The sequence below is a fragment of the Pseudomonas sp. PF05 genome, from assembly GCF_056521845.1.
This window is the reverse complement of the sequence record NZ_JBWLPW010000002.1, coordinates 273,009-290,782: the sequence shown is the minus strand read 5'-3', so window position 1 is coordinate 290,782 and position 17,774 is coordinate 273,009. Positions and strand designations below refer to the sequence as shown.

13 protein-coding genes are annotated in these 17,774 nt (G+C 60.9%); 4 read left to right on the top strand and 9 right to left on the bottom strand.

The window, feature by feature from the left end; all coding sequences use genetic code 11:
* Together AC09SL_RS06295 and AC09SL_RS06290 are read left to right on the top strand one after the other, a co-directional pair.
* Window positions 1–1,281, top strand: coding sequence for a hybrid sensor histidine kinase/response regulator (locus tag AC09SL_RS06295; protein WP_058545848.1), 1,281 nt, complete (start codon window positions 1–3; stop codon window positions 1,279–1,281).
* Entirely contained in the window at window positions 1,274–1,651 is a 378-nt protein-coding gene (locus AC09SL_RS06290) for a response regulator (RefSeq protein WP_058545849.1), read from the top strand. Before AC09SL_RS06295 ends, AC09SL_RS06290 begins: the two co-directional genes overlap by 8 nt.
* A gap of 217 nt (window positions 1,652–1,868) precedes the next feature.
* Here AC09SL_RS06290 and AC09SL_RS06285 read toward each other — a convergent pair whose 3' ends face one another.
* From AC09SL_RS06285 to AC09SL_RS06250, 8 genes are all read right to left on the bottom strand, one after another.
* The gene (locus AC09SL_RS06285; protein WP_058545850.1) at window positions 1,869–3,542 is read right to left on the bottom strand and encodes a response regulator; all 1,674 of its coding nucleotides are present in this window, start codon (window positions 3,540–3,542) and stop codon (window positions 1,869–1,871) included.
* Window positions 3,539–5,041 carry an ATPase domain-containing protein gene (locus AC09SL_RS06280; RefSeq protein ID WP_058545851.1) on the bottom strand — a complete coding sequence of 501 codons (1,503 nt, stop codon included), beginning with the start codon at window positions 5,039–5,041 and terminating at the stop codon, window positions 3,539–3,541. The genes AC09SL_RS06285 and AC09SL_RS06280 overlap by 4 nt, the downstream gene beginning before the upstream one ends.
* A 264-nt stretch (window positions 5,042–5,305) precedes the next feature.
* Complete coding sequence (locus AC09SL_RS06275) at window positions 5,306–6,364, bottom strand: tetratricopeptide repeat protein (protein WP_058545852.1); 1,059 nt, start codon at window positions 6,362–6,364, stop codon at window positions 5,306–5,308.
* Window positions 6,365–6,685: 321 nt separating this feature from the next.
* Window positions 6,686–8,107, bottom strand: coding sequence for an efflux transporter outer membrane subunit (locus AC09SL_RS06270; protein ID WP_058545853.1), 1,422 nt, complete (start codon window positions 8,105–8,107; stop codon window positions 6,686–6,688).
* Complete coding sequence (locus tag AC09SL_RS06265) at window positions 8,104–11,283, bottom strand: efflux RND transporter permease subunit (RefSeq protein WP_064106818.1); 3,180 nt, start codon at window positions 11,281–11,283, stop codon at window positions 8,104–8,106. The genes AC09SL_RS06270 and AC09SL_RS06265 overlap by 4 nt, the downstream gene beginning before the upstream one ends.
* A gap of 15 nt (window positions 11,284–11,298) precedes the next feature.
* Window positions 11,299–12,552, bottom strand: coding sequence for a multidrug efflux RND transporter periplasmic adaptor subunit MexE (gene mexE, locus AC09SL_RS06260; protein ID WP_058545854.1), 1,254 nt, complete (start codon window positions 12,550–12,552; stop codon window positions 11,299–11,301).
* 189 nt (window positions 12,553–12,741) lie between these two features.
* Window positions 12,742–13,506 (bottom strand): substrate-binding periplasmic protein, encoded by a 765-nt coding sequence (locus AC09SL_RS06255; protein ID WP_058545919.1) that lies wholly within the window; start codon window positions 13,504–13,506, stop codon window positions 12,742–12,744.
* 243 nt (window positions 13,507–13,749) lie between these two features.
* The gene (locus AC09SL_RS06250; protein ID WP_058545855.1) at window positions 13,750–14,628 is read right to left on the bottom strand and encodes a LysR family transcriptional regulator; all 879 of its coding nucleotides are present in this window, start codon (window positions 14,626–14,628) and stop codon (window positions 13,750–13,752) included.
* A 102-nt stretch (window positions 14,629–14,730) separates the two neighbouring features.
* On the opposite strand from AC09SL_RS06250, the gene AC09SL_RS06245 reads away from it, so the two are divergent.
* Together AC09SL_RS06245 and AC09SL_RS06240 are read left to right on the top strand one after the other, a co-directional pair.
* Window positions 14,731–15,156: a VOC family protein gene (locus tag AC09SL_RS06245; protein ID WP_058545856.1), complete on the top strand. Its 426-nt coding sequence runs from the start codon at window positions 14,731–14,733 to the stop codon at window positions 15,154–15,156.
* 101 nt (window positions 15,157–15,257) lie between these two features.
* Window positions 15,258–15,878, top strand: a complete 621-nt coding sequence (locus AC09SL_RS06240; RefSeq protein ID WP_003202289.1) for a TetR/AcrR family transcriptional regulator — start codon at window positions 15,258–15,260, stop codon at window positions 15,876–15,878.
* 262 nt (window positions 15,879–16,140) lie between these two features.
* Here the strand turns inward: AC09SL_RS06240 and AC09SL_RS06235 are convergent, their stop codons facing one another.
* Entirely contained in the window at window positions 16,141–17,601 is a 1,461-nt protein-coding gene (locus AC09SL_RS06235) for an efflux transporter outer membrane subunit (protein WP_058545857.1), read from the bottom strand.
* Window positions 17,602–17,774: the final 173 nt, after the last annotated feature.

The window sequence follows — 17,774 nt, the reverse complement described above, 5'->3', positions numbered from 1 at the left end:
ATGCCAAGAGATATTCAAGCCAAACTGCTGATCGTCGATGATCTGCCTGAGAATCTGTTGGCCCTGGAAGCGTTGATCAAGGGGAGTGACCGCGAGGTCTTCAAGGCCCAGTCGGCGGACGAAGCGTTGTCGCTGCTGCTGCAACACGACTTTGCCCTGGCGATTATCGATGTGCAGATGCCGGAGATGAACGGGTTCCAACTGGCCGAGCTGATGCGCGGCACGGAGAAGACCCGCAGCATTCCCATCATCTTCGTCAGTGCCGCTGGCCGTGAACGCAACTATGCCTTTACCGGGTATGAAAGCGGAGCGGTGGACTTCCTGCACAAGCCGCTGGACACCCAGGCGGTCAAAAGCAAGGTCAATGTATTCGTCGAGTTGTACCGCCAACGAAAGGCCATGAAGGAGCAGGTCGTAGCCCTTGAGCAGAGTCGCCGCGAGCAGGAGGTCCTGTTGCAGCAACTGGAGGCCACTCGCGGCGAACTGGAGCAAGCGGTGCGCATGCGTGATGACTTCATGTCCATCGTTGCCCATGAGGTGCGCACGCCCCTCAATGGTCTGATTCTCGAGACACAACTGCGCAAGATGCACCTGGCCCGGGACAACGCCGCAGCCTTCAGCCTGGACAAGGTGCGGGCGATGGTCGAACGTGACGAGCGGCAGATCAAGAGCCTGATCCGACTGATCGAAGACATGCTGGATGTTTCGCGGATTCGCACCGGCAAGCTGTCGATCCGTCCGACCCGCCTCAACTTGACGGCATTGGTGGAAAACCTGCTGCACAATTTCCAACCGCAGATCGCCGTCGCCGAATGCTCGTTGACCTGCTTGGCCGAACCGTCGGTGGAGGGGCTTTGGGATGAGTTTCGTATCGAGCAGGTGGTCTCGAACTTGTTGACCAATGCGTTGCGCTACGGCGGCAAGGGCCCGATCGAGGTGCGCGTCTACAAGACGCCCGACCACGCCTGTATCGAGGTCCAGGATCACGGCATCGGCATCAGCGAGGAGAACCAGAAACGGATCTTCCAGCAGTTCGAGCGCGTATCGTCCAAGGCGGCCGCTGCCGGCCTTGGGCTTGGGCTGTTCATTTCCGAGCAGATTGTCACGGCCCATGGCGGGACGATCACGGTCAACAGCCGCCTCAACGAAGGGGCGTTGTTTCGTGTTTACCTGCCTTTGCAGAAAACTGTCTTGGACAAAACCGCCGAACAGACGCAACCTCTGAGAGACCCCAAGGTCGTATCAGCAGCTATTGATCGAACGAAGGCTTCTCATGAGTGAAGATGCGCAAGATGTTGTATTGATCGTCGAGGATGACCCGTCGATCCTGATGGTGTTATCGGCTTACCTGTCTGGCGAGGGATACCGGGTGCTGCAGGCCGAAAACGGTGCCCAGGCGTTCGAGATCCTGGCGAGCAAGCCTCATCTGGACATGATGATTACCGATTTCCGCCTGCCGGGTGGTATCTCCGGGGTGCAGATCGCCGAGCCTGCGGTCAGGTTGCGTCCCGAGCTGAAGGTCATTTTCATCAGTGGCTACGCCCAGGAAGTGCGCGACACTGACAGCCTCCTTGCCCGCGAGGCGCCGATCCTGGACAAGCCGTTTGACCTGGATGAGCTGCAGAGCATCATGCAGTCGATGTTGTCGTAGGTTTTTAGAAGGCTTGTTTGGATTGGGCAAGCTTGTGTAGAGCATGACTTGTGAGGGGCGCACGGCTATTTGAAGCGAGCAGCCTTTTGTGGGAGCAAGGCTTGCCCGCGATGAAGTCGCCTCGGTTTCAGAACAACCGAGTAACCCCCATCGCGGGCAAGCCTTGCTCCCACAGAATCAGGGACCTTCCCACAGAATCAGGGAGCCGCCCGCAGAGTCAAACGGTCTGGATCATCTCCCGCACCTTGGCCGTCAATAGATCAAACGTGAACGGCTTGGTGATCATCTGCATCCCTGGGTCAAGGAAGCCGCCGCGTACCGCGGCATGTTCCGCGTAACCGGTGATGAACAGTACCCGCAGGTCCGGGCGGATCTGCCGGCCTATTTCCGCCAGTTGCCGGCCATTCATGCCGGGCAGGCCCACGTCGCTGATCAGCAGGTCGATGCGTTGGCCTGACTGCAGGATCGGTACCGCGCCGTTGGCGTCGGCCGCTTCCACAAAGGCATAGCCCAGCTCGCTCAATACCGCGCTCACCAGCACTCGCACCGCGGGATCGTCCTCGACGATCAACACGGTCTCACCGTCCTGCGCATAGGGTGCGTTTGGGGTGGTGACCTGAGGTTCGCGTATTTCTTCACCGCGAAAGCGCGGCAGGTAAAGGTTCACGGTGGTGCCTTTGTCGACTTCGCTGTCGATGGTCACATGGCCACGCGATTGCTTGCTGAACCCATAGATCATCGACAGGCCCAGCCCGGTGCCCTGGCCGATTGGCTTGGTGGTGAAGAACGGGTCGAACGCGCGACCGATGATCGCTTCGGGCATGCCGCAGCCGCTGTCCTGCACGCTCAGTACCACATAGTCGCCGGGTGCCAGATTGGTGTAGGCATCGGTGAAATCGGCGTCCAGGTGCTGATTGCAGGTCTTCACCACCAGGTTCCCACCGTTGGGCATGGCATCCCGGGCGTTGAGGACCAGGTTGAGCAGGGCGCTTTCCAGTTGGTTGGGATCGGCTTCGGCGACCCAGAGCTGTTCGTCCAGCTGCATGTCCAGGCGGATGCTTTCGTTGAGGCTGCGTTGCAGCAGCTCGCCCATGGACAGCACCAGGGTGTTCATCTGGACGGCCTTGGAGTCCAACGATTGCCGACGGGAAAACGCCAGCAGGCGATGGGTCAGGCCGGCGGCGCGGTTGGCCGAGGTCACGCCCAGGTCGATCAGGCTGTCCAGGTCCTCGGTGCGGCCACGGGCCAGGCGTCGGCGCAGCAGTTCGAGGCTGCCGATGATTCCGGTGAGCATATTGTTGAAGTCGTGGGCGATACCGCCGGTGAGTTGGCCGACCGCTTCCATTTTTTGTGACTGGCGCAGGGCTTCTTCGTTATGGCGCAACTGGGCGGTGCGTTCTTCCACTTGCTGCTCAAGGGTTTCAAGGGTGGTTTGCAGGCGCAGTTCGCTGTTGCTGAGATCGATCAGGCGGTCGCGGGCTTCGTACTGCCTTCGACGGCCTCGCAGGGCGGTGGTCACCAGGCTGATCAGGGTCACTGGATGGAACGGTCGCTCCAGAAAAGTCACGTTGCCCAGTTGCGTACCGATACGCGCCGCCGGGTCCTGTTCCGGGCCGCCATGGTGGGTGAGCAAGACAATGGGCAGGTCAGACCAGGCCGGCTGCTGCTCGATGTGCAGGAACAGCGCTTCCAGATCAGCCCCCACCAAGGCCTCCGAGGAAATCACCAGCAGGCCGGCACCTTTTTCCAATTCTTCGCACAAATGGCCCAGATGATGGCAAACGAGGCCGGCGAAACCGGCTTCGTTGAGGATCATCAAGGCGATCTGGCTGTCCCGTCCCAGCGGCGCGAGGATCAGCGTTCGCTCGGGCAGGGGCTCGACCAGGGTCACCGGTGTTCATCCTTGAGCAGCGGGTTGCTCTCGCCCATGTACGTGGGAACCCCTCGCAGGACGCCCTGGAAGGCCTCAAGCGGCTCGCCGATGGTCATGCCCGAGCCGTTGATGCGGTATTCGCGGATGGTCGACTCATGGCTGCCCGTGCGTTTCTTGATGATGGAAATCGCCCGGCGAACCTTGCCCACTGCCTCGAAATAACGCAATAGAATCACCGTGTCGGCCAGGTAAGTAATGTCCACGGGCGCCTGCATGTCGCCGACCAGACCGTGCTGTGCAACCGTCATGAAGGTCGCCGCGCCCTTGCGGTTGAGATAGAGCAACAATTCATGCATGTGCAGCACCAGGGCGTTCTCCTCCGGCATGGCCGCCTGATAGCCATTGATGCTGTCGATGACCACGGTCTTGATGTCACCCTCATCGACACAACGGCGCACGCGGTAGGAGAACTCGCCGGGGGACAGCTCGGCGGCGTCTACTTGTTCGATCAGCAGGTTGCCGGTCTCTTGCAGGGCCTGCAGATCGATGCCGATGTTTTTCATGCGCTCGAACAGCAAGCCCAGTTCTTCATCGAAGATGAACAGCGCGGCCTTCTCCCCGCGGTGCACGGCGGCTGCGGCAAAAATCAGCGCTATCAGCGACTTGCCGGTCCCTGCCGGGCCCAGGATCAACGTGCTGGAGCCGGTCTCGATACCACCGCCCAGCAGCGCATCCATCTCGTCGATGCCGCTGGAGAGTTGCTGACGCAGGTAGCGGCCGCGGTGTTCGGCGGCCACCAGGCGTGGGAAGACGTGTACGCCGTCGCCCATGATGGTGAAGTCATGGTAACCGCCACGGTATTTCTGCCCGCGATACTTGACCACCCGGATCCGGCGCCGTTCGGCGCCATAGTTGGGGGTCAGTTCCTCCAGGCGAATCACCCCGTGGGCGACGCTGTGCACGGTTTTGTCCAGAGACTCGGTGGTCAGGTCGTCGAGTAACAGGACCGTGGCATCGTAGCGCACGAAGTAGTGCTTGATCGCGAGGATCTGGCGACGATAGCGCAAGGAGCTTTGCGCCAGCAGGCGAATCTCCGACAGGCTGTCGAGCACCACCCGGGTTGGCTTGACCCGTTCGACCACTTCGAAGATCTGTCGGGTCGCTTCGCCCAGTTCCAGGTCCGAGGAGTACAGCAGGCTCTGCTGATGCTCGGCATTGAGCAGGCTTTCGGGCGGGGTCAGTTCGAAAATATGAATGTTGTCGTCCAGCGTCCACCCGTGGGAGGTTGCGCCCTGACGCAGTTCACGCTCGGTTTCCGATAGCGTGATGTACAACGAGCGCTCGCCAGCCTTGGCGCCGGCCAACAGAAAATGCAGCGCGACCGTGGTCTTACCAGTCCCCGGTTCCCCCTCGAGCAGGAACACATGGCCGCGGGACAAACCACCGGAAAGGACGTCGTCAAGTCCTTCGATGCCGGTGGCGGCTTTTGCACTGATCAACTCGTTAGATGTAGACAAAAATAGCCCTCTCATGACTAGGGAAGTGGGCAGCAGGCGGGGTAACGCCTGAATTTAACTGCCTGAACACTTGACCTTTGGCGGTGATGGCGGTTCCGCTTACATCGATAAAACGAGGTGTACTGCACAACTTTGGTAGGCGCTGTGTGAGCTGTCGAGCGAAGCGAGGCTGCGATCTTTACCAAGCCCATCGAATGACAAGCGAACACTCGAACTCTCTAGATCAAAAGATCGTCCGAACGCGGCCCGAGCCTTCGGCAGCTCCTACAGGCCTTGATGCAGCGCCGGGTCGTCAGGGTTCAACTGTTCAAGTTGCGCCTGCAGGATCTGAACATTCTGCAACTGACCGGTCTCCTTCCAGTAGTTGATCAGCAATACCCGCGCCTTGCGATCGGCGGGGTAGCGCTGGACGATTTCCTGCAGCTGTTTCTGCGCTGCTTCCACTTCCTGCTCGGCATGCAGGGTAGTCGCCAGGTCATAGCGGTAATGGCGGTTCTCGGGGTCCAGTTCCACAGCTTTTGCCAAGCCGAGCACGGCATACTCGTTCTGGCCGTGTTGCAGCAGCCACATGCCCAGCGCATGTTGCAGATAAGCCGACGCTGGCTGGGCTTTCAACTGTCGGGCGAGCAATAGTCGCGCGGCTTCGCCCTGGCCTTGTTTGTCCAATACTTCGATCTGCATGACCAGCGCCGGCAGGTTGTCCGGTTGCAGGCGCAAGGCCTGCTCAAGCGCCAGTTGGGCTTTCTTCAATGCGCCGTTGTGCAGGTGCAGCCGAGCGAGCTGGAAGTAGGACTCAGCGGTTTTCGGCGCGTCTTCGAGTACCTGCTCCCAGGTGTCGATGGCTAACTGCATCGCCCCGAAATACAGGCCGAGGTCATCCGGGGAGAGGCCCAGCAGCGCATTCACGGCGGCGAATCGGACATTCTGGTCGTCATCATCCAGGAGCGGGCCGAGCAACAGGCTGCGCTGACCTGTCGGCACCAGCCCGACGATGCTGCCAATGGCGGCCCGACGCACGTCCGGCGATTGGCTGTGCAGATCCGCATCCGCCAGCTTCAGGGCTTGGGGGCTGGGGTAGTTGGGCAGTTCGGCGTGCAGCCATATGCGGCGCTTGGGCGACAGGTCTGGACGCCCCAATTGCTGGTAAAGCATCCGCGCCGCCCCAGGCTGCCCGTTGCGGGCGCTTCCCAAGGCTTCACTGTAGCCACGCTTGATCGCTTCCGGGATCTGCGGCGTGGTGCTGCGCAGCCATACCGCGACAAGACCAATCACCAACAGGACACAGAGGCTGAGGAGCAGATAGCGGCGGCGAGACGAAGACATGCAGGTAATCCATAACCAGGAGCGTGAAATGCCGCAAGCTTCGGTCAGGTGGGGGCTTGAGTCAAACTCTGTGAAGCCTCTCATGCACCCGGAGTAAGCTTGCCCGAGTCAATGTGGGAGCATGGCTTGCCCGCGATGAGGGGGGTATCAGCAATGCAACTGACACACTGCTATCGCGAGCAAGCTTTGCTCCCACAGGGCACTCCCACAGGAGGAGGTCGAGGTTAGCGCCAGCCGAAAAAAAGCCCCGCGTCCAAATGAGAAGCGGGGCAAAAATTTGGCTGGTTGCGGCCAACCAAAGGAGCTCGGTTGAGAAGGGGGTCAGTTGCTGGCAACGGTCTCCGGTTTCCAGCCGCCGCCCAGGGCCTTGTAGATCGCGACGATGCCGCGGTACAGGTCCACTTCGGCCTGGGCCTGGGTGTCTTCGGCGGCCAGGCGTTCGCGCTGGGCGTCGAGCAGCACGAGGAAGTCCACAGTGCCTTCGCGGTAGCGAATCTCGGCCAGGTCGGCGGCGGCACGGCTCGATTCACTCTGGCGGATCAGCGAGATCAGCCGTTGTTGGCGCTTGCCGTAGTCACTGAAGGCGTTCTCCGATTCTTCCAGGGCCAGCAGCACTTGCTGTTCGTAGGTCGCCAGGGCGCCGTCCGCCTCGGCGTCGGCACCGCGCAAGCGCGCCCGCACGCTGCCCAGGTCGAAAGCCGCCCAGGTAATGCTCGGGCCCAGCGCCCAGGCGTTGGCCGCCGAGGAGCCGATCTGCGAGCCGCGTCCAGCCGTGAAGCCCAGGAAACCGCTCAGGCTGACCCGTGGGAACAGATCGGCCTTGGCCACGCCTATGCGCGCCGTGGCAGCGGCCAGTTGGCGTTCGGCACTGAGGATGTCCGGACGCCGTTGCAGCAGTTCACCCGGGTCGCCGATGGGCAGGGCCTTGGCGATGGCCGGCAACTGTTTCGGGCTCAGGTCCACGCTGAGTTTGTCCGGACGCTCGCCCAGCAACGTGGCGATGCGATTGCGTTGGCGCACCTGTTCAGCCTGCAGTTGCGGCACGCTGGCCTCGACCGAGGCCAGGCGGGCATCGGCACGCACCACATCGAGCTGATCGCCGACGCCGGCATCACGCAGGCTTTCGGTGATCTTGCGCGAATCCTGCTGGTTCTTGAGGTTCGCCAGAGCAATTTTTTCCCGCAGTTGCGCGCCGCGCAACTGACCGTAGGCATCCACCAATTCGGCGATCATCGTCACCTGCAATTGATAGAGATCGGCTTCGGCGGCCTGCTGATCGGCGTCGGTGGCTTCCAGGTTGCGTTGGATGCGTCCGAACAAGTCCAGCTCCCAGGCCATGTCCAGGCCCAGGTCGTAACGCTCGGTATTGACCCGGTCGGTGGTCTGCCCCGGGATCTGGCCTTTGCCCAGGTTGCTGCTGGCACGGCTGGTGATGGTCGGCATGGCGTCATTGCTGGCGTCATCGCGAATCGCCCGGGCGGCCCGCAGACGGGCGAAAGCCACGCGCAACTCGCGGTTGCCTTCCAGGGATCGGGTCACCAACGCGTTGAGGGTCGGGTCGTCGAACTGCTGCCACCAGATGCCTTCGAAACGGGCACGGTCGAAATTCTTCTGGCCGGCGGCGCCGTCGGTGGCGGTGGTGATATTCGCCGCCTCCGTTTGTGGGGCCTTGTAGTCCGGGCCCACGGCGCAGGCACTCAAGGCCAACGCCAGCAGGCTCGGCACGAACGCTTTCAAACTCATTGTTGCGCCTCCAGTTTCAAAGCCCGGGCCGCCTTGCGGGCCTCGCTGCGCTCGACGAAGTTGCGGATCAGTACATAGAACACAGGGGTGAGCAGCAGGCCGAAGAAGGTTACGCCCAGCATCCCGGAGAACACCGCTACACCCATGGCATGGCGCATTTCCGCACCGGCGCCGCTGGAGAACACCAGGGGCACCACGCCCATGATGAAGGCGAAGGAGGTCATCAGGATCGGCCGCAGACGCAGACGGCACGCTTCCAGCACCGCCGCCAGCGGATTCAGGCCCTCGAGCTGTTTATCCTTGGCGAACTCGACGATCAGGATTGCGTTCTTGCACGCAAGGCCTACCAGTACGATCAAGCCGATCTGGGTAAAGATGTTGTTGTCGCCGCCGGAGAGAATCACCCCGGTAATTGCCGACAGCAGGGTCATCGGTACGATCAGGATCACCGCCAATGGCAGGCTCCAGCTTTCGTACTGTGCCGCGAGCACCAGGAACGCCAGCAGTACGCAGAGCGGGAACACGAACAGCGCGGTGTTGCCCGAGAGGATCTGCTGGTAGGTCAGATCGGTCCACTCGTACGTCATGCCGTTGGGCAGTTCGTCCTTGAGCAGTTTCTCGATGGCTTTTTCAGCCTGGCCGGAGCTGTAGCCCGGGGCGGCGGCACCGTTGATTTCAGCGGTGATGAAGCCGTTGTAGTGCATCACACGGTCTGGCCCCGAGGTATCGCTGACCTTGATGAAGGTCGCCAGCGGGATCATCTCGCCACGGTTGTTGCGCACCTTGAGCTGGCCGATCTGGTCCGACTCGAGGCGGAACTGCTGCTCGGCCTGGACGTTGACCTGGTAGGTACGGCCGAAGCGGTTGAAGTCGTTGGCATACAGCGAGCCCAGGTAGATCTGCAAGGTGTCGAAAATGTCGCTGACGGCCACGCCATGGGTCTTGGCTTTTTCACGGTCGATGGCGGCATCGACCTGGGGCACGTTCACGGTGTAGCTGGTGAACAGTCCGGCCAGTTCCGGCACGTTGTGGCTCTTGGCGATGATGTTCATGGTTTCTTTGTACAGCTCGTCGTAGCCCAGGTTGCCCCGGTCTTCGATTTGCAGGCGGAAACCACCGATCGTGCCCAGGCCCTGTACCGGCGGCGGCGGGAAGATCGCCATGTAGGCTTCCTGGATCTCCGAGAACTGGCCGTTCAAGGCACCGGCGATGGCGCCGGCCGACATGCTCGGGTCCTTGCGCTCGTCGAAGGGCTTGAGGGTCACGAACACGATGCCGGCGTTCGGGCTGTTGGTGAAACCGTTGATCGACAGGCCCGGGAAGGCCACGGCGCTTTCAACGCCCGGTTGCTTGAGGGCCAGGTCGGACATGCGCTTGATCACGTCTTCGGTACGATCCAGGCTCGCGGCGTCCGGCAGTTGGGCGAAGGCCACCAGGTATTGCTTGTCCTGGCCGGGCACAAAACCGGTCGGGGTGTTGGAGAAACCGAAGAAGGTCAACACCATCAGGCCTGCATAGAGCACCAGGGCGATGCCGCTGCTACGAATCACTCGGGCGACGGTGCCCACATAACCATGACTGGCACGTTCGAAGAAGCGGTTGAATGGACGGAACAGCCAGCCGCCGAAAATTTTGTCCAGGAACTTGGAAAAACGGTCCTTGGGCGCATCATGGCCTTTGAGCAGCACGGCGGCCAGGGCCGGCGACAGGGTCAGGGAGTTGACTGCCGAAATCACCGTGGAGATGGCAATGGTCAGGGCGAACTGCTTATAGAACTGCCCGGTCAAGCCACTGATGAATGCCGCCGGAACAAACACCGCGCACAACACCAGGGCGGTGGCGATGATCGGGCCGGTCACTTCGCTCATGGCGCGCTTGGTCGCCTCCACCGGGGTGAGTCCTAGTTCGATGTTTCGCTCGACGTTCTCCACCACCACGATCGCATCGTCCACCACGATACCGATCGCCAGTACCAGGCCGAACAGCGACAGGGCGTTCAACGAGAAGCCAAACAGGTGCATCACTGCGAATGTACCGATCAGCGAAACCGGCACTGCCACCAATGGAATGATCGAGGCGCGCCAGGTCTGCAGGAACAGGATCACCACCAGCACCACGAGAATCAGTGCTTCGAACAGGGTATGTACCACTGCCTCGATGGAGCCGCGGACGAAGATCGTCGGGTCATAGACGATGCTGTAGTCCATCCCGGCCGGGAAGCCCTTCTTCAACTCATCCATCTTCTCGCGGACGTCGTTGGAGATCTGGATGGCGTTGGAGCCCGGACGCTGGAAGATCGGGATCGCCACCGCCGGCTGGTTGTCCAGCAGCGAACGCAGGGCGTATTGGCTGGAACCCAGTTCGACCCGGGCGATGTCCTTCAGGCGAGTGATCTCACCATTGGCGCCGGAACGAATGATGATGTTCTCGAACTCTTCCTCATTCACCAGGCGACCCTGGGTGTTGATCGACAGCTGGAAGGCTTGGGCATTCGGCGCCGGCGGTGCACCCAGGGCACCGGCAGCCACCTGGCGGTTCTGCTCACGGATCGCGGTGACCACGTCGGTGGCGGTCAGGTTGCGCGAGGCGGTCTTGTTCGGATCCAGCCAGACCCGCAGGGAGTAGTCGCCCATGCCGAACAATTGCACGTCACCCACGCCACCCAGGCGCGCCAGCTCATCCTTGATGTTGAGCAGGGCGTAGTTGGACAGGTAGAGCATGTCGTAGCGTTTGTCCGGCGAGGTCAAGTGCACGACCATGGTCAGGTCGGGCGAGGCCTTGTCCACCGTGATACCGATCCGGGTCACCTCTTCCGGCAGCTTGGGCTCGGTCCGGGTGACGCGGTTCTGCACCTGCACCTGGGCGTTATCCAGGTCGGTGCCCAGGGCGAAGGTGATGGTCAGGGTGATCTTGCCGTCGGCGGTGGACTGCGAGGACATGTACAACATGTTCTCGACACCGGTGATGGCTTGCTCCAGGGGCGCGGCCACGGTTTCGCCGATGACCTTGGGGTTGGCGCCCGGGAAGTTGGCGCGCACGACCACGGTCGGCGGCACGACTTCCGGGTATTCGCTGATCGGCAACTGGAACAGCGAGATGGCGCCGGCGATCAGGATCAGCAGCGAAAGCACCGCTGCGAAGATCGGCCGCGAAATGAAGAACTGGGAAAATTTCATCTTGGATTCAGTCCCTTAACCGCGTGGGGTCGCAGCGGCCAACTTGCCTGCCGAGTCTGACGCGGCCTTGGACGGCGCGACTTGGGGCAGGTTGCTGGCTTCGAGCGCTTTTCGTTGTTGTGCCAGGGCGGCGATGGTTTCTTCACTGGCCATCGGCACGGTTTCAGGCGTGACCGGCGAACCGGGACGAGCCCGTTGCAGCCCCTTGACGATGATGGTGTCGTCCTTGTTCAGGCCATTGCGCACGATGCGCAGCCCTTCGATCTTCGGCCCCAACTCGACGGCGCGGTAGGCCGGCTTGTTGTCGGCGTCCATCACCAGTACGAATTTCTTGCCCAGGTCGGTGCCCACGGCTTCGTCGTTGATCAGCACGGCGGAATAAGTGCCGCTGCCCACCAGTTTCAGTCGGGCATACAGCCCTGGGGTGTAGGCGCCGTCCTTGTTGTCGAACACGGCGCGGCCACGGATGGTGCCGGTCTGCGGGTTGACCTGGTTGTCGATGAAATTCATGTGGCCCAGGTGCGGGTTGCCGTCCTCATTGGACAGGCCCATATAGACCGGCGTGGCCTGGCCGCGCTTGCCCTGGCGGGCAAGTCGGGTGTACTTGAGGAAGACGCGTTCGTCGGCATCGAAGTAGGCGTAGACCTTGTCGGTGGAAACCACGCTGGTGAGCGGGGTGACGTCTGCAGTCACCAGGTTGCCGGCGGTGATATCCGCCCGGCTGACGCGACCGCTGATGGGCGAGGTCACCCGGGTGAAGCTCAGGTTCAGCTTGGCCAGGTCCAATTGTGCCTGGATAGCCGCGGCGGCGGCCCGGGCTTCCTGGGCGGCGCTGGTACGCGAGTCGGCCAGTTCGGCGGAAATGGCGTTGCTCAAGCGCAGGCGTTCACCACGCTGGGCTTCGTTCGCGCTGCGGGTGGCGGTGGCGCGAGCCTGGGCCAGTTGGGCTTCGAGGCGACGTACTTCAGCCTGGAAGGGGCGTGGGTCGATCTGGAACAACAGGTCGCCTTTCTTGACCAGCGCACCTTCGGTGAAGGCCACTTCGTCGATCTGCCCGGAGACCCGTGGGCGGATCTCAACGGTTTCCGGTGCTTCAAGGCGGCCGGTGAACTCATCCCATTCGTTGACAGGCTGCTCCAGCACCTTGGCCACACTGACTTTGGCCGGCGGCATGGACGCTGCCGTGTCGGGAGTCTTGCCGCAGGCGCTCATCACCAGCACCGCCAGCAGCGCGAGGGGAAAACGCAGTTTTGAAAGTGAATGTTCCATGGATAGCATCCGCCAATGTATTGAGAATGGGCGGATGATGCGTGGCACAAGGCAGAGGAACGAATCGAATGAAGCAAAGGTAACTATCATTCAGAATGATATAAGCCATCGATAAGGACTCTGGTCCGGCAATACGGTTCATTAGATGTGGAATTATTGTGGCGAGGGGATTTATCCCCTCACCACCGCCTACTGTGGCAGATAAATGTCATGAACCCGCTTGACTGTCCCATCCGCGCGAAGCGCTTCAACCGCTTCGCGCAAATCCTCGACCATTTCTGGCGAGCATTGCTTCGAGCAGGCCAGGTATAGATCGGCGCTGCTGCCGACCGGGCTCATGAGCAGTTTGCGCTTGGATACCTTCGGCCAAATGTACCGACTCTCCGGTACACCGTTGAACCACGCATCGATGCGCCCCATCAAGAGCAACTGGGCGGGGTTGTCGCCAATGGCCAGCGGATGGATCTGCTCATCGCTGAACCCTTCGGTGCGCAGGATATCTTCCTGTGCGCTGCCCAGGCCGACGCCGATCTTGCGGTAGGTTTCCTTCGCTTGGGCAAAGCTGCTCACCCGCCGCTCAAGGCTGAAAAAAGCGCGCTCCATGGGCATGATCGAAGCGATCCAGGTGAAGCGATCCTCACGGGTGGGGATGCGCGAAAGGGGCGTGATCAAGTGGTCCTGTTCTTCACTGACATGCTTCTGTGCCCTGGCCCAGGGGAGCACATGGATTTTCACGGCGTACCCGGCCTTGGTCATTGCCGCCACGGCGACATCGCCAACGATTCCGTGGCCCCTGGGGTCGTCGACGAATGTCAGCGGCGGCGCGTCGAGGATATGCAGTTCTATCTCCAAGGGTTCACCGCGTGCATTGTTGACAGCCAACAGCGGTAACAACAGACAAAGCCTGGATAACGCTCTGGTGGGGGCATTCAAAACGCGTTTGCTCGGGCTCATGATCAATACTTCAGGCATGGAAAGTGGGGCGTCATCCAAAAGGGGGCGCGGAAAACAGCGTCTTGCAGGCCGACGTTTTATGTCATGTAGCGCACCCGAAGCGGGTTTGCCACAGTCGTCTTATCAGCACACGCCAGTCTGTTGCCTTGGCCTGGCTGCGTGTACTTGAAGGTATAGATCATCCGGTCGACAAAAACCTTGAGCCTGCGCATTGGTTTTTGTTTGGGTGCAAAGAGGTGTGATTCATACGGGGGTGGCTCGGGCTTGCTCGGCAATCAACTGCACCAGTATCCCCGCCGGTTCGGTGAGGCTTTGTCGAGGTCGATGGACGAGCCCGACATCACGGTGGAAAGTGTGCTCTGCGAGGTCGAGGGCGCGCACACCCTCTGGCCATTTGCGGTGGGTCGCGGTTTGCGGCACCAAAGCCACACCGACGCCGTTTCCAACCAGTTTGATGATGGCTTCCAGTTCATCCAGCTCGCTGACTTCATGCAAGGCGAAATGCATCTTGCGCAGGAAACGGTCCACCTGCCGGCCACCGAACGACGCCCGGTCATAACGAATGAAGGGTTGGCTGCCAAGCAGTTCGACCCAGTCTTCTCCGGGGAGCGCGCTTGGAACGATCAGGCGATACGGCTCAAGCGCCAGGGTCATCCAGCGCAGATCGCTTTGCAGCGAGAAAGGCGGGCGGATGATGGCGGCCATGTCGATTTCGCCGGCATCCACCTGGTTGATCAACTCCATCGACACGCCAGGCAGCACCCGCGTGCGGCACTGCGGACATTGTTGGTGAAACCTGGCGAGCGCGTCTGGCAGGAAGGAGCGCTGCACCGAAGCGATAGCGCCAATGTTCACCAGCACGCTGGGGGCAAGCCCGGCAGGGCTCGCGCCAAGATTGTCGTAAAGGCGCAACAACTCTTGCGCTTGCAAGAGTATTTGATGGCCCATTCGATTGAGGTGGGCCGTGCGTCCCTTGCGGTCGAAAATCTCGAAGCCAAGCTCGGCCTCCAGGCGCTGGATCTGTGCGCTGACCGCCGCCTGGGTGAGGCCGATTTTATGGCCTGCGGCAGCGAAAGTACCTTCCCGTGCTACGGCGATAAGGGTCTTGAGTTCTTTTATCATTCACAAATATTAATTGTGTTACTGAGAGAAATATATTGTTTTTCTTGTTTGGAACCGAGCCTTACGATGGCCCGGTCCTTATAAAAAGCAACAGGAGCCGTGATGAGCCTTTCCCCATTCCACCTCGCAATCCCTGTTTATGACCTTCCAGGCGCCCGGGCCTTTTATGGCGAAGTGTTTGGGTTGCAAGAGGGGCGTTCCAGTGCCCACTGGGTCGACTTCAACTTCTATGGCCACCAGTTGGTTATCCATGAACAGCCAAAGACCGCTTCCCAAGAGAGCGTGCACAGCAACCCGGTCGATGGGCACGACGTGCCGGTGCCTCACTTCGGCATCATTCTGGGTTGGCAGGAGTGGGAAGCGCTGGCCGAGCGGCTGAAATCCTTTGGCACCGAGTTCGTGATCGAGCCTTACGTACGTTTCAAAGGACAGGTTGGAGAGCAGGCGACGATGTTTCTGTTCGATCCTTGCGGTAATGCGCTGGAATTCAAGGCGTTCAAGGATATGAGCCAGATTTTCGCCAAATAGAAGGAAGGGGCGTGCCGACAGGTTGATAGTGGCTGGCTTGTGACGCTATTACTTAATGGTCACAAGTTGTCAACGATCTTCAGGATGCGTAAGCTGCCTCCATGAACCAGCCCTCAATACCTTCGCCCAGCACCCGCGGCCCCGCCGATCACGACATTCGAAACCAGATTGTCGCGGCGGCCAACGAGCATTTCAGTCAATACGGTTATGGCAAGACCACGGTGTCCGACCTGGCCAAGGCCATTGGGTTCTCCAAGGCCTACATCTACAAGTTCTTCGACTCCAAGCAGGCGATTGGCGAGGCCATCTGCAGCCAGTGCCTGGCAGAAATCGTCGCGGCGGTGGAGCAGGCCATCAGTGAAGACGGGCTTTCAGCGACGGAGCGTTTTCGCCGCCTGGTCAAGGCCCTGATCACCACAGGCGTTAACCTGTTTTTCAATGACCGCAAGCTCTATGACATTGCGGCGTTTTCCGCGTCGGAGCAATGGCCCAGTTCGCAAGTCTATAACGCACGGATCAAGAGCTTCGTGTTGCAAATCGTGCGCGAGGGACGGGAACTGGGCGAGTTCGAGCGCAAGACGCCACTGGACGAAACCGTCGACGCGATCCATCTGGCGCTGCGGCCTTTCGTCAATCCGTTGTTGCTGCAGTACAGCCTCGATTACGTCGAGGTTGCCCCCACGCTCACCTGCAACCTGATCTTGCGCAGCCTCATGCCTTGAACTGTGGCTGAAGATTGCACCCAGGCCATTGCAGGCGCTTTACCCATCCGATTCGCCTCCCGCTCCAGCGGCTGATAGTCGCCTTTATTTATCCACTTCGTGACCATTTGCACAAATGGTCATATCTTTGGAATGTCGTTCCCCAGGGTAAAAAGCTGCCTTTGTGCTTGCTCAGACGCCCATGATGCGTGCCATGAGGCCCCAATGAAACCGGCGCGGTGTGGCCCAGGTCAGCACGGTGATTGCCTTGTATCTGATCAACTCAGCGAGCTGCCACCGGCTGGGCTTCAGGGGGCTGCCAGCCACCGCCCAGTGCCTTGAATGCCGCCACCGCCGCCCGTGTCGACTCCATGCGCGCTTGCGCCCGCGCATCGGAGACTTGCAGCAGTGTCGCGTCGGCATTCAGAACATCGATCAGGCTGGCCGTGCCTTTCTGATAGGCAATGAATGACGATTGGCGGGCCTGCGTCAGCGAGGTTTCGCCCTGGGTGAGGGTGCTCGCCTGGGATTCTCGATTCACCAGCGCGGAGAAGGCATTCTCGACGTCCTCGGTGGCGCGCAATACGGACTGACGGTAGGCCGCCAGCGCTTCGGCTTCCTGCCCCTTGGCCTGATCGATTTGCGCATTGATGCGGCCAAAGTCGAAGAGTCTCCAGCGCAGGCCCAGTGCGCCGGCCGCCTGGCTGGCATCGCCAGTGAAGAGGCTGCCGCCGGAAACCGCTGTGGCACTGCCCAGTAACGCACTGAGGGAAAATTTCGGGTAGTACTCAGCGACGGCTTCGCCGATACGCGCATTGGAGGCGGCAAGACGGCGCTCGGCCACGATCAGGTCTGGCCTGCGGCGCAGCAGATCGGCGGGGGTTCCCATGGCTGTTATCTGTGGCGCCAGAGGGGTGCTTCGTCCGTTCGCCAGTTGCGTGCGATGGGTGCCGGGCGGCGTGCCAAGCATGACATCCAGCGCATTCATGGCGGCATCCAGGCCGGTCTGCAGCACGGGCACCGTCGCCTGGACCTGTGACAGGGTGCCTTCGACCTGGTGAACCTGATAGCTGGCCGCAACGCCCTTGCTGTAGAGCAGTTGGGCTTTCTCCAACAGATCCTGCTGCGTCTTGACTTGTTGATTGGCGATGTCCAGCCGTGCCTGCAACCCGCGGGCGGTGATGTAGAGATCGGCGGTCTGCGCGGCAACGACCAGTCGTGTGGCCGCGACGCCAGCCTCGGACGCCTGGTATTGGGCCAATGCGGCCTCGCGTCCACGGCGCAGGCCGCCGAAGAGGTCGATTTCCCAGCTGGCCCCCACGTTAAGTTCGTAGGCGTTGCCGTACCGATCGTATCCATGCGTCGAGTTCAGCACTTGGCCAAGGGGTGTTTCCACGGATTGGTATGAGCGCGCGGCCTGCCCGCTGATGTTTCCAGAGGGCAATAACGCGGCATTTGCAGCCCCCAGGCCTGCCCGTGCCTGGGTGACGCGGGCCGAAGCCTGGGCCAGGTCCAGGTTCTGCTCAAGTGCCTGGGCAATCAGGTTGCTGAGCACTGGGTCAGCAAAGCCTTCCCACCAAGCGACGAGGCTGGCCGATGTCGCTGCGGACCTCTGCTCGACAGACGCCTGGCCCAGGTAACGATGCGCCAGCGCAGCGTCCGGACGCTGGTAGTCCGGACCGACCGTGCAGCCTGTCATCAAGCTGAAGCTCACCAGCAAAGCAGCGGGGTGGAGGGGCGACATTGAGACTCCTGGAGCCGTGGATGGGTTGTGACCATATTATATTATGGTCACAACCTGTCAATGAGCGCTCATAGGATTCAGTCGCGCGGTCACCTATGAATTGGCAAGTATTGCTGTGACGAGTGCTTCGTGATGAGTTGTGACGATTGACAGAAATGGTCACTAGATTGAGA

What these genes read in the sequence shown, in the direction of transcription:
- AC09SL_RS06295 (WP_058545848.1), top strand. Translation starts at nt 1, where the DNA reads ATGCCAAGAGATATTCAAGCCAAACTGCTGATCGTCGATGATCTGCCT.
- AC09SL_RS06250 (WP_058545855.1), bottom strand. Translation starts at nt 14,628, where the DNA reads ATGATAAAAGAACTCAAGACCCTTATCGCCGTAGCACGGGAAGGTACT.
- AC09SL_RS06235 (WP_058545857.1), bottom strand. Translation starts at nt 17,601, where the DNA reads ATGTCGCCCCTCCACCCCGCTGCTTTGCTGGTGAGCTTCAGCTTGATG.
- mexE (WP_058545854.1), bottom strand. Translation starts at nt 12,552, where the DNA reads ATGGAACATTCACTTTCAAAACTGCGTTTTCCCCTCGCGCTGCTGGCG.
- AC09SL_RS06290 (WP_058545849.1), top strand. Translation starts at nt 1,274, where the DNA reads ATGAGTGAAGATGCGCAAGATGTTGTATTGATCGTCGAGGATGACCCG.
- AC09SL_RS06270 (WP_058545853.1), bottom strand. Translation starts at nt 8,107, where the DNA reads ATGAGTTTGAAAGCGTTCGTGCCGAGCCTGCTGGCGTTGGCCTTGAGT.
- AC09SL_RS06255 (WP_058545919.1), bottom strand. Translation starts at nt 13,506, where the DNA reads ATGAGCCCGAGCAAACGCGTTTTGAATGCCCCCACCAGAGCGTTATCC.
- AC09SL_RS06275 (WP_058545852.1), bottom strand. Translation starts at nt 6,364, where the DNA reads ATGTCTTCGTCTCGCCGCCGCTATCTGCTCCTCAGCCTCTGTGTCCTG.
- AC09SL_RS06245 (WP_058545856.1), top strand. Translation starts at nt 14,731, where the DNA reads ATGAGCCTTTCCCCATTCCACCTCGCAATCCCTGTTTATGACCTTCCA.
- AC09SL_RS06265 (WP_064106818.1), bottom strand. Translation starts at nt 11,283, where the DNA reads ATGAAATTTTCCCAGTTCTTCATTTCGCGGCCGATCTTCGCAGCGGTG.
- AC09SL_RS06240 (WP_003202289.1), top strand. Translation starts at nt 15,258, where the DNA reads ATGAACCAGCCCTCAATACCTTCGCCCAGCACCCGCGGCCCCGCCGAT.